Annotated in this window: 13 protein-coding genes; 6 read left to right on the plus strand and 7 right to left on the minus strand. The window is 70.8% G+C overall.

All coding sequences use genetic code 11. The features are described 5' to 3' along the window. Positions 1–80: 80 nt before the first annotated feature. Positions 81–1,277, minus strand: a complete 1,197-nt coding sequence (locus tag ACFY0T_RS00570; RefSeq protein ID WP_388863359.1) for an exo-beta-N-acetylmuramidase NamZ domain-containing protein — start codon at positions 1,275–1,277, stop codon at positions 81–83. Positions 1,278–1,483: 206 nt separating this feature from the next. On the opposite strand from ACFY0T_RS00570, the gene ACFY0T_RS00575 reads away from it, so the two are divergent. Together ACFY0T_RS00575 and ACFY0T_RS00580 are read left to right on the plus strand one after the other, a co-directional pair. Continuing rightward, a complete protein-coding gene (locus tag ACFY0T_RS00575) occupies positions 1,484–1,846 on the plus strand; it encodes a DUF1304 domain-containing protein (protein WP_388863360.1) in 363 nt (120 codons plus the stop codon). Beyond that, the gene (locus ACFY0T_RS00580) at positions 1,843–2,397 is read left to right on the plus strand and encodes a TetR/AcrR family transcriptional regulator (RefSeq protein WP_388863362.1); all 555 of its coding nucleotides are present in this window, start codon (positions 1,843–1,845) and stop codon (positions 2,395–2,397) included. The genes ACFY0T_RS00575 and ACFY0T_RS00580 overlap by 4 nt, the downstream gene beginning before the upstream one ends. A gap of 4 nt (positions 2,398–2,401) precedes the next feature. Here the strand turns inward: ACFY0T_RS00580 and ACFY0T_RS00585 are convergent, their stop codons facing one another. Together ACFY0T_RS00585 and ACFY0T_RS00590 are read right to left on the minus strand one after the other, a co-directional pair. Continuing rightward, positions 2,402–3,256 carry a hypothetical protein gene (locus tag ACFY0T_RS00585; RefSeq protein WP_388863364.1) on the minus strand — a complete coding sequence of 285 codons (855 nt, stop codon included), beginning with the start codon at positions 3,254–3,256 and terminating at the stop codon, positions 2,402–2,404. A 68-nt stretch (positions 3,257–3,324) separates the two neighbouring features. After that, complete coding sequence (locus tag ACFY0T_RS00590; protein ID WP_388863366.1) at positions 3,325–4,272, minus strand: GlxA family transcriptional regulator; 948 nt, start codon at positions 4,270–4,272, stop codon at positions 3,325–3,327. A 71-nt stretch (positions 4,273–4,343) separates the two neighbouring features. Between ACFY0T_RS00590 and ACFY0T_RS00595 the strand changes: the two genes are divergently transcribed. Further along, positions 4,344–5,294 carry an NADP-dependent oxidoreductase gene (locus ACFY0T_RS00595; protein WP_388863368.1) on the plus strand — a complete coding sequence of 317 codons (951 nt, stop codon included), beginning with the start codon at positions 4,344–4,346 and terminating at the stop codon, positions 5,292–5,294. Positions 5,295–5,300: 6 nt separating this feature from the next. On the opposite strand, the gene ACFY0T_RS00600 is transcribed toward ACFY0T_RS00595, so the two are convergent. Next, positions 5,301–6,407 (minus strand): NAD(P)-dependent alcohol dehydrogenase, encoded by a 1,107-nt coding sequence (locus ACFY0T_RS00600; RefSeq protein ID WP_388863370.1) that lies wholly within the window; start codon positions 6,405–6,407, stop codon positions 5,301–5,303. A 61-nt stretch (positions 6,408–6,468) separates the two neighbouring features. Continuing rightward, positions 6,469–7,926 (minus strand): aldehyde dehydrogenase family protein, encoded by a 1,458-nt coding sequence (locus tag ACFY0T_RS00605; protein WP_388863372.1) that lies wholly within the window; start codon positions 7,924–7,926, stop codon positions 6,469–6,471. Between the two features lie 105 nt (positions 7,927–8,031). On the opposite strand from ACFY0T_RS00605, the gene ACFY0T_RS00610 reads away from it, so the two are divergent. Further along, complete coding sequence (locus ACFY0T_RS00610) at positions 8,032–8,469, plus strand: MarR family winged helix-turn-helix transcriptional regulator (protein ID WP_388863374.1); 438 nt, start codon at positions 8,032–8,034, stop codon at positions 8,467–8,469. Between the two features lie 253 nt (positions 8,470–8,722). Further along, positions 8,723–9,103 carry an anti-sigma factor antagonist gene (locus ACFY0T_RS00615; RefSeq protein WP_388863376.1) on the plus strand — a complete coding sequence of 127 codons (381 nt, stop codon included), beginning with the start codon at positions 8,723–8,725 and terminating at the stop codon, positions 9,101–9,103. A 27-nt stretch (positions 9,104–9,130) separates the two neighbouring features. On the opposite strand, the gene tuf is transcribed toward ACFY0T_RS00615, so the two are convergent. Together tuf and ACFY0T_RS00625 are read right to left on the minus strand one after the other, a co-directional pair. Continuing rightward, the gene (gene tuf, locus ACFY0T_RS00620) at positions 9,131–10,324 is read right to left on the minus strand and encodes an elongation factor Tu (RefSeq protein ID WP_388863378.1); all 1,194 of its coding nucleotides are present in this window, start codon (positions 10,322–10,324) and stop codon (positions 9,131–9,133) included. A 138-nt stretch (positions 10,325–10,462) separates the two neighbouring features. Then, complete coding sequence (locus ACFY0T_RS00625) at positions 10,463–11,416, minus strand: ribose-phosphate diphosphokinase (protein WP_388863380.1); 954 nt, start codon at positions 11,414–11,416, stop codon at positions 10,463–10,465. A 251-nt stretch (positions 11,417–11,667) separates the two neighbouring features. Between ACFY0T_RS00625 and otr(A) the strand changes: the two genes are divergently transcribed. Next, a complete protein-coding gene (gene otr(A), locus ACFY0T_RS00630; protein WP_388863382.1) occupies positions 11,668–13,563 on the plus strand; it encodes a tetracycline resistance ribosomal protection protein Otr(A) in 1,896 nt (631 codons plus the stop codon). The last annotated feature ends 1 nt before the right edge of the window (position 13,564 follow it).

The following is a 13,564-nucleotide window of genomic DNA, read 5'->3' on the forward strand; positions in this document are numbered from 1 at the left end:
GCTGCGCCACGGCGATCAGGACGCGGTCCACGAGGGCGAGTTGGGCGACGGGGCTGTGCGCGGCGTTGGGGCAGGAGGTCTCAGGGGTAGAGCAGCACGTCGTCGCCGGCCCACCGGCTGGGCGGCGCCGGCGGATCGCACAGCGGCAGCGGGTCGTCGCCCGCGTCGACGGCGCGCCGCAGCCGGTCGGACCCCCACAGCAGGTCGATGAAGTGACGGTGGGCGCTCCCCTCCACGCCGCCGTCCGCGGTGCGCCAGGCGAAGTTGTCCGGGTACAGCCGCCGCAGCGTGGCGAGCATCGCGACGGCGGTACGCACGGGAGCGAACGCCTCGCGGTCGGTGATGTGGAGCTGGACCCCGCGTAGCGGTTGTCCGGCGTGTTTGTGGAAGGTCGGTACGTACCGCAGATCACGGAAGTGCACTCCCGGCAGGGCGAGTTCGGCGAGCGAGGGCGCGAACCGCGCGTCGATGTACGGGGCCCCGACGATCTCGAAGGGCTGCGTGGTGCCTCGGCCCTCTGAGAGATTCGTCCCCTCGAACAGGCAGGTGCCGGGGTAGACGGTGGCAGTGGCGGGCGTCGGAATGTTCGGCGAGGGCGCGACCCACGGCAGGCCGGTGGCCTCCGCGTCCATGGCGCGCTGCCAGCCGACAGCCTCGATCACCGTCAAGTCAGCGGCTCTGCCCGCCACTTGGGGCACCATCGAGGCGTTGAGATGCCGGGCGAGTTCGCCGCAGGTGAGGCCGTGGCGGACGGGTATCGGGGCGCGCCCGACGAAGCTGGCCCACGCCGGGTCGAGCAGCGGGCCCTCGCTGACGAGTCCACCGAGGGGATTCGGCCGGTCGGCGACCACGAACCGTACGCCCGTACGGGCCGCCGAGACCATCAGGTCGAACATGGTCCACACGTAGGTGTAGAACCTGGCCCCGATGTCCTGCAGGTCGTACACCAGTGCGTCGACGCCGCTGCCGAGCAGCAGTTTGTCGAGGTGCTCGCCGTCGCACCGGTATGTGTCGTGGACCGGCAGGCCGGTGGTGGGGTCCGCCTGAGCGGCCTCGCTCTCGCCGGCCTGGCCGGTACCGTGCAGCCCGTGCTCGGGACCGAACAGGGCGACCAGCCGCGCGCCGGCCTCGAGCAGCGCGGGCGCGGCCGGGCGCAGGTCGGGGAGGACGCCGGTGTGGTTGGTCACCAGCCCGAGCCGGCCGGGCCCGGCAAGTCCGGTCGACGCGTGTAGTCGTGCGATCCCGGTCGTCACCGCGACGCGGTCGCCCGTGCTCATCCTTTGCCCCCGTCTGCCGGTGACCTCTCGAAGCGGTGGCTGGAAATTTACTTGTATGTCCTGGAATTTTGCAATTACTCACCAACAGTGCGCGCCGAAGGCGGCCCCGGGATCTCAGCCAAGGCCTGAGGCACTTCTTGGACAGGTGTCCAGCTATAGTGGACACCTGTCCAAGAAATAACTGCGTACGACGGAGCTTGCTGACGATGGAGACGGTCGCGAACGTGCTGGTGGGCCTGGTGGCCGCGCTGCACGCGTACATCCTGGTGATGGAGATGTTCCTGTGGGAGAAGAAGCCAGGGCGGGGGCTGCACGGGTTCGACCCGGAGATGGCCCGGGCAACCGCGCCGATGGCCGCCAACCAGGGGCTCTACAACGGGTTTCTGGCGGCAGGCCTGGTGTGGGGTCTGATCGCCGCGGATCCGACCGGCTTCCGTGTGCAGGTCTTCTTCCTGGTGTGCGTGGTGATCGCGGGTGTCTACGGAGCCGTCACCGCCAACCGCCGCATCCTCTTCGCGCAGGCCCTGCCCGGCGCGCTCGCCCTGGCCGCCGTCCTCCTCGCGCGGTGACGCCCGAGGACCCGCGGGCCGCCCGGACCCGCGCGAGGCTGCGCCAGGCGCTGCTGGAGGAGTGCGCCGAGCGCCCGTTGGAAGAGGTCGGCGTCGCCGCGCTGGTGCGGCAGGCGGGCGTCGGCCGGGCCACGTTCTATGTGCACTACGCCGACCTGGAGGCGCTGGCCGTCGACGCCTGCGCGGATGTCGTACGGGACGCCGTGGAGGCGCTGCACGCGTGGCGGGGGCGGCCCGACCCGGTGTCCGCGCCCCCCGCGCTCCTCACGTTCTTCGCCGAACTGGCCCCGCACGCCGCCCTCTACCGCGCACTCCTCAGCCCCGGCGGCGGTGGCCCGCTCGGCCTCGTGCTGCACCGGGACCTGCGCGCCCGCAGCCTGGCCGAGCGCACCCTCGTGGGCGCCCCGGACGCCCCGCTCGTCGCCTCCGCGGTCGCCGCCACCTTCGCGGGGGTCCTCGCCGACTGGCTGCACGGACTGCTGGAGGGCACGCCGCAGGACATCGCCCATCAGGTCTGGCAGTTGCTGGTCGCCCTGCACCGGAGCCGGTGACGGGTCACCTGCAGGCCACCCGTTCCTTCGCCGCGGGCCATGCCTCCACCCCGTCGGAGGTGCGGATGTACGCCTTTGCCCTGTCGGATGTCAGCCACAGTTCCCAGTCGTTGAAGCGGTATCCGGTGTCGCGTGCGCCGGCGGGCATGCGGACGTCTCCGTCGTACTCGGCGGTGAGCAGCTCCCTCCCGAGCACCCCGCGCGGATCGCGCGCGTACTGCCTGGCCTCCTTGCCCGTGCCCAGCGCAAGGAAGTGCGCGCTGTCCCAGTCGCAGTGCTCCGGGCCGACGGAGCTGCTCACCTCGGTGGTGGGCACGCGATGGCCGCTCCGATCGGTCCAGATCTCGAGCGACTTCGAGTCGGTGAAGCTCGGCGGGAGTTCGGCGGGGTCGCAGGAAGCACTGGTCTCCGGTCCCCAACCGGGCCGGTGCGGCTGGTCCTTGGCGACGACGACGGCGACCTTGGTCCTGCCCTTGACGTCGTACGAGAACAGGACGCGGGCCCCTTCCTTGCGCTCCACGCGGTAGCCGTGGTCGGGCACGTCGGGCTGTTCCATGTCGAAGTACGCGTTCAGGCCCTCCTCCGGCGTCGAGCCGCCGTCGCCCTTGGTCCACGTCTCGCCCCCGCTGCCCATGTAGATCTCGCCGTCGCACTCCAGCGCCCGGCCCGCCGCGCCCGAACTCTCCTCGGCCTCTCGGGGGCTGCCGTCGGCGCTCTCCTTGAACGGCACGTCCAGCGGCCCGGCGTACGGCGCGGCCGGGGGCGTGCCGGTGACCACGAGGTCGTCGCGCATCCCGTCGTCGCACGCCACGGCCGTCAGACCGATCAGCACCACCGTCGCCAAGATCCCCCTGCGCATACCAACCCCTGTTCGCCGACTTGTGTTAGCCCTCCTTCGACGCACGAGTGACGGTGATCGTTCGGTATCTAGCGGGTCGCCTGGAACGTACGCCGGTACGCCTGCGGCGACACGCCGATCGCCGCGTGCAGATGCTGGCGCAGCGAGGTGCCGGTCGCGAAGCCGACCTCGCCGGCGATCTGGTCCACCGACAGGTCGCTGGCCTCCAGCAGATGGCGGGCCCGGCAGACCCGCTGCTGGATCAGCCAGCGGCCGGGGCTCACGCCCACCTCGTCGTTGAACCGGCGGGCGAAGGTGCGCAGGCTCATCCGGGCGTGGCCCGCGAGATCGGTCAGTGTCAGCGGGTCGCCGAGGCGCTCCAGGGCCCATGCGCGCGTGGCGGCCGTGCTCGTCGCCGCCGTCTCCGGGACGGGCTGCTCGATGTACTGGGCCTGGCCGCCCTCCCGCAGGGGCGGGACCACACAGCGCCGGGCCACCTTGTTGGCCAGCTCGCTGCCGTGGTCCTTGCGAAGGATGTGCAGGCAGACGTCGATTCCGGACGCGGCGCCCGCCGAGGTGAGGATCGGGTCGTCGTCGACGAAGAGCACGTCCGGATCCAGGGACACCTGCGGGAACATGCGCCGGAACTGGTCGGCCAGCTGCCAGTGCGTGGTCGCCCGCCGCCCGTCCAGCAGACCCGCCGCGGCCAGGACGAACGCGCCCGTGCAGATGGAGACGATCCGGGCGCCGGGCCGGATGAGCGCGAGCGCGGCGGCCACCTCGTCGGGGAGGTGCGCGGTGACGCTCGCCGGGGTGATGGCGGGGATCACCACCGTGTCCGCCGTGCGCAGGGCCTCGGGGCCGTGGTCGACGGTGACCGAGAAATCGGCGTTGGTGCGGACCGGCTCTCCGTCGACGGTGCAGGTCACCACCTCGTACCGGCCGTCCGCCGCGCCGAAGATCCGGCTGGGGATGCCCAGTTCGAAGGGGTAGACGCCATCCAGCGCCAGGATGACCACTCGCTCCACGGGATGCATGGCACGATCCTATCGAAGGTTGGCAATCATGCCATTTTCTTGTCGGCTCCACCCGGGCACGCTGGTTCACCATGAGCACTGTGAACACCATGCGAGCCATCAGTCAGGACGTCCTCGGCGGTCCCGAGGTACTCAAGGAAGTGCAGCTGGAGCGGCCCGCGCCGCGCCCCAACGAGGTGCTGGTCCGGGTGCGCGCGGCCGGCGTCAACCCGACCGACTGGAAGCACCGGGAGACCGGCGGCTTCCTCGGCGAGCCGCCGTTCGTCCTCGGCTGGGACGTCTCCGGCGTGGTCGAGGCGGCGGGCATCGGCGTCGCCCACTTCAAGCCCGGCGACGAGGTCTTCGGCATGCTGCCCTACCCGTTCGGCCACGGCTCGCACGCCGAGTACGTCACCGGCCCGGCCCGCGCCTTCACCCACAAGCCGGCCGGGATCGACCACATCCAGGCGGGCGCGCTTCCGCTGGTCTCCCTGACCGCGTGGCAGGCCCTGGTCGAGACGGCGGACGTGCGGCCGGGGCAGCGGGTACTGATCCACGCGGCGGCCGGCGGCGTCGGGCACGTGGCCGTGCAGATCGCCAAGGCGCGGGGCGCGTACGTCATCGGTACCGCGAGCGCGGGCAAGCACGACTTCCTGCGCGAGATCGGCGTGGACGAGGCGATCGACTACCGGGAGACGGACTTCGCCGAGGTCGCGCGGGACGTCGACGTCGTCCTGGACACGATCGGCGGCGAGTACTCCGTCCGCTCGCTGCGCGTGCTGCGTCCGGGCGGGATCGTGGTCTCGATCCTGCCGGTCGGGTCGGAGGACTTCTACGAGGAGGCCGAGCGGCTCGGCGTACGGGCGGGCAGGATGCTCGTCGACGCCGACCGCACCGGCATGAAGGCGATCGCGGAGCTCGTCGAGGCGGGCAAGCTGCGCGCCACGATCGCCGACACCTTCCCGCTGGCCGATGCCGCCAAGGCGCACGCGCTCGGCGACACCGGCCGGACCACGGGGAAGCTGGTCCTGGTGATGGACTGACCGGGATCAGAACGTCAGCACGGGCTTGATCGTCTTGCCCGCGCCCATGTCCCGCACCGCCTGGTCGATGTCCGCGAACGGATAGGTGCTGATCAGGCGGTGCAACGGGAGCCGTCCCTCCTTGACCAGCCGGACCAGGGCGGGGATGAAGGTCCGGGTCTCGCTGTCGCCGAGGGTGAGGCCCTCGATCCGCTTGCCGGGGATCAACCCGTTGACGTCCAGGGCGACTTCGGTGCCGAACGGCGGGGCGCCCACGACGACCAGCGTGCCGCGCGCGGCGAGCGCGTCGGCGCCCTGGCGGAGCACGGCGACACTGCCGGTGGTCTCGACGATGCCGTCGGCGCCCTGGCCGTCCGTCAGCAGTGCGAGGGTCTCGCCGAGGTCGGCCTCGCCTGCGTTGATGGTGTGAGTGGCACCCAACTCCTTGGCCAGGGACAGGCGTTCGCCGACCTTGTCGACAGCGATGATCCGCGTCGCGGGGGTGAGGGCGGCGGCCATCACCGCGGACAGGCCCACGGCTCCGGCGCCGAGGACGACGACGGTGCTGCCGAGCTGGGGCTTGAGCACGTTCCAGACGGCGCCCACTCCGGTCTGTACGCCGCAGCCCAACGGGGCGATCGACTCCAGCGGTACGTCCCGGTCGACCTTGACGAGGCTGCGCTCGTCCACCAGCGCCCGTTCGGCGAAGGAGGACTGGCCGAAGAAGTGGCCGCCGAGCGGTTCTCCGTCCCGGCTGATCGTGCTGGTGCCGTCGGCCCGGCGGCCACCGATGAGGTTCAGGGGCAGCCAGGTCGCGCAGTACGCCGGGTGCCCGCCCCGGCAGTTGCGGCAGTCACCGCAGGACGTGAAGGACAGCACGACGTGGTCGCCCGGCGCGACACCGGTGACCGCCGAGCCGACGGCCTCGACGACGCCTGCCCCCTCGTGGCCCAGAACTCCGGGAAGGGGGAAGGGCAGTCCGCCGCTCGCCACTCCCAGGTCGGTGTGGCACAGGCCGGTCGCCACCATGCGGACGAGCGCCTCGTTCGGGCCCGGCTCGTCGAGCACGACGTCGGAGAGGGTGAACGGCGCCCCGCCCGATTCGACCACGGCGGCGCGAGTAGTGGTGGGCATCGCATGAACTCCTTTGCGGGGACTGCAGAGACTGTGCCGACTGCGACAGCTTCGGGGGCGCTCAGTCGAGCGAGACGACGACGGACTTGACCTTGGTGTAGGCGGCGAGCGCCTCGGGCCCGTACTCCCGGCCGAAGCCGGAGTCCTTGACACCGCCGAAGGGGACCGCGGGGTCGAGCATCGCCCAGTCGTTGATCCAGACGATGCCCGCCTGGAGCCGGTCGGCGACGCGGTGGGCGCGGGTGAGGTTGGTGGTCTGGATGCCCGAAGCCAGGCCGTACGGCGTGGAGTTGGCGAGCTCGACGGCCTCGTCTTCGGAGTCGAAGGCCTGCACGGTGAGGACCGGGCCGAAGATCTCCTCCTGGACGACGCGGGAGTCGGCCGCGAGGTCGGCGATCACGGTGGGCTTGTAGTAGTAGCCGCCGTTCAGGTCGAGCCGCTCACCGCCGCAGACGATGCGGCCGCCCTCCTTGCGGGCCAGGGCGACGTACTCCTCCACCTTCTTCAGGTGCTTGTCCCCCGCCATCGGCCCGACGACGGTCTCAGGGGCCCGGGGGTCGCCGACCGGCACCCCGGGGACGGCGTCGGCGAGGATGCCCAGCAGGGTGCTGTACACGGAGCGCTCCACCAGCAGACGCGGCCCGCCCATGCAGAACTGTCCAGTGTTGAAGACGAATCCCTTGATGACCGCGCCGACCGCCTTCTCCAGGTCGGCGTCCGCGAAGACGAGGTGGGCCGCGTTGCCGCCGAGCTCCATGGTGACGGGCTTGAGCGCCTCGCCGGCGACGCTCGCGGCGTGCCGACCGACCGCGGTGGACCCGGTGAAGGCGACCTTGTCGATGCCGGGGTTGCGCAGTAGCGCCTCGCCCGCGACCGGTCCGCTGCCGGTGACGACATTCACGACGCCGTCCGGGACACCGGCCTCCTGGAGCAGGCGGGCCATGTACAGGGCGCTCAGCGGGGTCTCGTCGGCGGGCTTGTGCACCACGACGTTGCCGGCCGCGAGTGCCGGGGCGAGCTTCGAACTGGAGAGGATCAGCGGGAAGTTGAAGGGCGTGATCGCGGCGACCACGCCGAGCGGGCCGCGGCGCGTGTACGCGAAGGCGTTGAGCGGGGTGTCGCGGGTGGCGCCGTCCAGGGTCTGGGCGAGGGCGGCGCAGTACTCGTACTCGTCCGCGGCGGTGAGCACGTCCACGGGGCGGCACAGGGAGATGGGCTTGCCGACGTCGAGGCTCTCCAAAGCGGCGAGCTCGTCGGCGTTCTCGCGGATGAGCTCGGAGACACGGTGCAGCACCCGGCCGCGCTCACGGCCGCTCATCGCGGCCCACGGGCCGTGGTCGAAGGCCTCGCGTGCGGCGCGTACGGCCGCGTCCACATCGGCCGCGCCCGCCTCCGCGACGGTCGTGACCACCTGGCCCGTGGACGGATCGATCACGTCCGTACGCGCTCCGTCGGCCGCCTCGCGCCACTGTCCGCCGATGAACAGCTGCCCGGGCCCACTCTCGAAGGTGGTCGTCATTGCCCACTCCCCAGCCTTGATCGCCAAGATTTCAACCAACAGGATTCCTGTTGGTTCGCAGTCTCATTACAGACAGGTTTCCTGTCAATGCCTTAGGCTGAACCCATGGTCGGCACCCAGGCAACGAAGGCACCCCCCTCCCTGCTCTACATGGTCAAGCAGGTGGAGCTGGTGGTGCGCTCACACCTTGACGAACTGGTTAAACCGGCCGGAATCACCGCATTGCAGTACACCTCGCTCACCGTTCTGGAGCGGCACGACGGCCTGTCGGCGGCACAGCTGGCGCGCGACTCGTTCGTGACGGCGCAGTCCATGGCCGATCTGGTGCGCTCACTGGAGAGCCGCGGGCTGGTGCGCCGCGAGCGCAATCCGCGCAACCGGCGCGAGCTGCTGATCCTGCTGACCGACGAGGGGCGGGAGCTGCTCGCGCGGTTCGCGGGGGCGGTGCGGGAGCTGGAGGAGCGCATGGTCCGGGACCTCACATCCCACCAGACCGACCAGTTCCGTCAGGCACTGTCCAAGGCCTGGCACGCACTGTCGTAACGCCGACCGCGCACCCCACAGGACGTCGGCCCGCACCTCAGGGGGCAACGCGCCGCGCAAATCGAAGACATATGTCAATCGAACATGCTGGAATTCACTCCATCGAGGGTAACTTGCAGAGCAAGGAACGGTTTTGCAACCACCGGTGCCCCCGTGGCGTGTCTACGCTCGTTGGACGTCCTCGCCCCGGCCCCCGGTGACCCTGGCCCCTGCCCTCGGGAGCAGGTAGCTGCCGGTTGGAGGTGATGTCTTCGTGTCGCACGACCCCGCACCGCCCACCCGGCATCTGCGTATCCGCCCGGACCGCGGTCATCTGGTGCTGGAGTTCCACGGGGAGATCGACATCCTCGCGGCCATGGAGATCACCCCGTTCCTGGACTCGGCGACCGGTGGTGCGGCACCGCAGGTCGTGATCGACCTGCGGCCCGTCGACTTCTTCGACTGCTCGGGGCTGCGTCTGCTGTACCGGGCCAGACGCCGTGTCCTCGCCCGGGGCGGACGGCTGCACCTCGTCTGCACCCAGCCGCTGACGCTGCGCATTCTGCGGGTGACCGGCCTCGCGCGCCTGCTGCCGCCCTCGGCGTCGCTGGACGAGGCGCTGGCCCGGCCCGAGGCCACGTCGGGTTCCGTGTGACCGCCCCCGGCCCCCGGCTCCCGGTGGCTACTTCCGGATCTTGGTGACCTGCCCCGCGCCGACCGTCCTGCCGCCCTCGCGGATGGCGAACTTCAGCCCCTCCTCCATGGCGATGGGCTGGATCAACTGCACCTGCATGGTGGTGTTGTCGCCCGGCATGACCATCTCCGTGCCCTTGGGGAGGGTCACGACTCCGGTCACGTCCGTCGTACGGAAGTAGAACTGCGGCCGGTAGTTGTCGAAGAACGGCGTGTGCCGGCCGCCCTCGTCCTTGGACAGGATGTACGCGCGCGCCTCGAACTCCGTGTGCGGGGTGACCGAGCCCGGCTTGATGACGACCTGCCCGCGCTCCACGTCCTCGCGCTTCACACCCCGCAGCAGCAGTCCGACGTTCTCCCCCGCCCGGCCCTCGTCGAGGAGTTTGCGGAACATCTCGACGCCGGTGACCGTGGTCCTCGTCTTCTGCTGGTGGATGCCGATGATCTCGACCTCGCTGTTGACCCTCAGCACACCGCGCTCGATGCGGCCGGTGACGACCGTTCCGCGGCCCGTGATGGTGAAGACGTCCTCGATGGGCATCAGGAACGGCCGGTCGACATCGCGGACCGGCTCGGGCACGAACTCGTCGATCGCCGCGAGGAGTTCGAGGATGGACGCACTCCACTTGGGGTCGCCTTCGAGGGCCCTGAGCGCGGAGACCTGCACGACCGGGACGTCGTCGCCCGGGAACTCGTACTCGGTGAGCAGCTCGCGCACTTCGAGCTCGACGAGTTCCAGGATCTCCTCGTCGTCCACCATGTCCGTCTTGTTGAGAGCGACGACGATGTACGGGACGCCGACCTGCCGGGCCAGCAGGACGTGCTCCTTGGTCTGCGGCATCGGTCCGTCGGTCGCCGCCACGACCAGGATCGCGCCGTCCATCTGCGCGGCGCCGGTGATCATGTTCTTGATGTAGTCCGCGTGCCCCGGGCAGTCGACGTGCGCGTAGTGCCGGTTCTCGGTCTGGTACTCGACATGGGCGATCGAGATGGTGATGCCGCGCTGGCGTTCCTCGGGGGCCTTGTCGATCTGGTCGAACGGCGTGTAGGGGTTCAGGTCGGGGAACTGGTCGTGCAACACCTTGGTCATGGCCGCCGTCAGCGTCGTCTTGCCGTGGTCGATGTGACCGATGGTGCCGATGTTGACGTGCGGCTTGGTCCGCTCGAATTTCGCCTTCGCCACTGCAAGCCCTCCTGATCACCTGGGTGACGCCGAGCGTTGCTTCGCGGCCTGCCGGCCGGGCGCCGCACCGCCTTCTCGGTGCGCGCCCCGCCGCCTCCCTCGCCGAGCGAACGGGCAGGAAGTTCCGCTCCTTCCTGTCTATTCGCTCTGGGGCGCGTCGAACAGGGCGCTGACGGACTCACCGTTGTGAATGCGCCGCACCGCCTCGGCGAGCGCCGGGGCGATGGACAGGATGCGCAGCTTCTCCGTGTGCTCCTCGACCGGGACCGGCACGGTGTTCGTGCACACGATCTCCAGGATGTCGGGCTGCTCGCTGAGCCGCTTGAGCGCGCCGGCGGCGAACAGGCCGTGGGTGCAGGCGACCCGGATCGACCGTGGCCCCAACTCCCGCAGCCGCTCCAGGAGTTCGAGGACCGTGCTGCCCTTGGCGATCTCGTCGTCCAGCACGATGACGTCCCGGTCGGCGACCTCACCGATGACGGAGCTGATGCTCACCCGGTCGTCGGCGAACCGCTGCTTGGCACCGGCGGCCACCTGCGCCCCGATCAGCCGCGCGAACGCCGCCGCCTCCTTGGCGTTGCCCAGGTCCGGCGACACCACCGTCGTACGCGACAGGTCGTAGCCGCGGAAGTGCGCGGCCAGCTCCCGCAGGGCGTGCAGATGGTCCACCGGCACCGAGAAGAAGCCATGCACCTGCGGCGAGTGCAGCGTCATCGCGAGGACCCGGCTCGCCCCGGCGGCCACCAGCAGGTCCGCCACCAGCCGCCCGCCCATGGAGATCCGCGGCATGTCCTTCTTGTCCGAGCGGGCGTACGAGTAGTGCGGCATGACCACGGTGATCCGCCCAGCGGACGCCCCGCGTGCCGCGTCGCACATCATCAGCAGCTCGACGAGGTGCTCCTGCACCGGCGTGACCAGCGGCTGAATCAGGAAGACATCGCGCTCGCGACAGTTGGCCTGGAGCTGCACCTCCAGGCAGTCGTTGGCGAACCGGCTGACACGGGTCGGGCTGAGGGGCACACCGAGGTGCGCGCAGACCTCGGCCGCCAGCTCGGGATGGGCACTACCGCTGAACACGGCGATGTCACGCACGACCGCTCCTCGCATGATCGAACCGGGTTGCGTCGCCGGTTGGCATCATCGACCCGGGGTGCGTACCTCATGCTACTGGGCACCTTTCGGACACTCGAACGGGGGGAAAATTCGGTTGCGGACGGCCACCCGGACCGCGCCATGATGACCGTGCCAGCACCCCCCTCGAATTCAGGAGAACCGAATGCGCCGATTCCTCGGAACGTCTCAGCGCCCCCACCGGACGACTGTTCTCGAGGACTCGACCCCGCATGCACACCCTGAACATCGGAATTCTGGCCCACGTCGACGCCGGTAAGACCAGCCTCACCGAGCGGCTGCTGTTCGACAGCGGCGCCATCGACCGGCTCGGCAGCGTCGACGCCGGGGACACCCGCACGGACGACGGGGCGATCGAGCGGCAGCGCGGCATCACCATCCGCTCGGCCGTCGCCGCCTTCCACGCCGGAGACGTCCTCGGCGCCGGGGACGTCCAGATCAACCTGATCGACACCCCCGGGCACTCCGACTTCATCGCCGAGGTGGAGCGCGCCCTGGAGGTCCTGGACGGGGCGGTGCTGCTGCTCTCCGCCGTCGAGGGCGTCCAGGCGCAGACCCGCGTCCTGATGAAGACCCTGCGGCGGCTCGGGCTGCCCACCCTCGTCTTCGTCAACAAGATCGACCGGGCGGGGGCACGGGGGGAGGGTCTCCTCGACGACATCCGGCGCCGCCTCACCCCGTACGCCGTCCCGCTCGCGCGCGTGACGGACATCGGCACCTCGGCCGCCCGTGTCCGGCCCCGCCCGCTGGACGACCTCGCGGCCGGGACGCTCGCCGAGGTGGACTCCGACGTCCTGGCCGCCCTCGTGGACGGCCCGCCGCCGACGCGGGACGAGCTGTGGGCCGCCCTCACCGCGCGCACCGCCGACGGCTCGATTCATCCGGTCTTCTTCGGATCCGCGCTCGGCGGACAGGGAGTCGCCGAGCTCGTCGAGGGCGTGGTCCGGCTGATCCCCCGCCCGGCGGCCCCCCGTGCCGATGAGCCGCGCGGCACGGTCTTCGCCGTACGGCCCGGACCGGGCGGCGAGCGAACGGCGTATCTGCGCTTGCACGAAGGTGAGGTGACGCCCCGTCAGCGACTCACCTTCCTGCGCCGCGAGGCCGACGGCCGGACCACGCGGGTGCCCGGCCGCGCGCTCGGCCTGGAGGTGATCGGGCAGCCCGCAGCCGCCTCCCTCACCCCGGGCAACATCGCCGCGCTCCAAGGCGTCGCCGGCATCCGCGTCGGCGACCGCCTGGGCCATGTCACCGACCGCGCACCCCAATTCGCGGCTCCGACGCTGGAGACGCTCGTACGGGCCAAGCGTCCCGCCCAGGCCGCCCCGCTGCGCTCCGCCCTGCTCACGCTGGCCGACCAGGACCCGCTGATGCACGCCAGGCCCGACGCATCCGGCAGCACCGCGCTGCTGCTCTACGGCGAGGTCCAGAAGGAGGTCCTCGCGGCCACGCTCGCCCAGGACTTCGGCATCGAGGCCGATTTCGAGCCGAGCACGGTGCGGTTCCTGGAGCGGCCGGAGGGCACCGGTGAGGCGCATGAGGAGATCCAGCGGCACGGGCACATCGGGTTCTGGGCGACGGTGGGGCTGCGCGTCGAGCCGGGACCGCGCGGCTCCGGCGGCGTCTTCACGTACGAGACCGAACTCGGCGCCCTGCCCCGGGCGTTCCACCAGGCGATCGAGGACACCGTCCACGCGACCCTGCTCACCGGTCCGCACGGCTGGCCGGTGACGGACTACCGGGTCACCCTCGTCCGCTCCGGATTCGCGGCACCGATCAGCACGGCCGGCGACTTCCGCGGACTCACCCCGATCGTGCTGCGCCGGGCCCTGGAGCGGGCGGGGACGCGCGTGTACGAGCCGTATCACGCTTTCGAGGTGGAGCTCCCGCTCGACGCGCTGGCTCCGGTGACGGCTCAACTCGCCTCCTGTGGAGCGGATTTCAAGGAGACGACCGGAGGGCGTACCGCCTGGCTGGTCACCGGTGAGCTGCCGGCCCGGCATGTGCGGGACGTCGAGTTGCGGCTGCCGGGGCTGACGCACGGGGAGGGAGTGTGGTGGTCGCGGGTGTCGGGGGATCGAGTACTGCGGCCGGGAGGCCGACGGGTGTAGG

This window comes from Streptomyces sp. NPDC001530 (assembly GCF_042894545.1).
GTDB lineage: Bacteria > Actinomycetota > Actinomycetes > Streptomycetales > Streptomycetaceae > Streptomyces.

What these genes read in the sequence shown, in the direction of transcription:
- ACFY0T_RS00570 (WP_388863359.1), bottom strand. Translation starts at nt 1,277, where the DNA reads ATGAGCACGGGCGACCGCGTCGCGGTGACGACCGGGATCGCACGACTA.
- ACFY0T_RS00600 (WP_388863370.1), bottom strand. Translation starts at nt 6,407, where the DNA reads ATGCCCACCACTACTCGCGCCGCCGTGGTCGAATCGGGCGGGGCGCCG.
- ACFY0T_RS00590 (WP_388863366.1), bottom strand. Translation starts at nt 4,272, where the DNA reads ATGCATCCCGTGGAGCGAGTGGTCATCCTGGCGCTGGATGGCGTCTAC.
- ACFY0T_RS00575 (WP_388863360.1), top strand. Translation starts at nt 1,484, where the DNA reads ATGGAGACGGTCGCGAACGTGCTGGTGGGCCTGGTGGCCGCGCTGCAC.
- ACFY0T_RS00595 (WP_388863368.1), top strand. Translation starts at nt 4,344, where the DNA reads ATGAGCACTGTGAACACCATGCGAGCCATCAGTCAGGACGTCCTCGGC.
- ACFY0T_RS00610 (WP_388863374.1), top strand. Translation starts at nt 8,032, where the DNA reads ATGGTCGGCACCCAGGCAACGAAGGCACCCCCCTCCCTGCTCTACATG.
- ACFY0T_RS00585 (WP_388863364.1), bottom strand. Translation starts at nt 3,256, where the DNA reads ATGCGCAGGGGGATCTTGGCGACGGTGGTGCTGATCGGTCTGACGGCC.
- ACFY0T_RS00605 (WP_388863372.1), bottom strand. Translation starts at nt 7,926, where the DNA reads ATGACGACCACCTTCGAGAGTGGGCCCGGGCAGCTGTTCATCGGCGGA.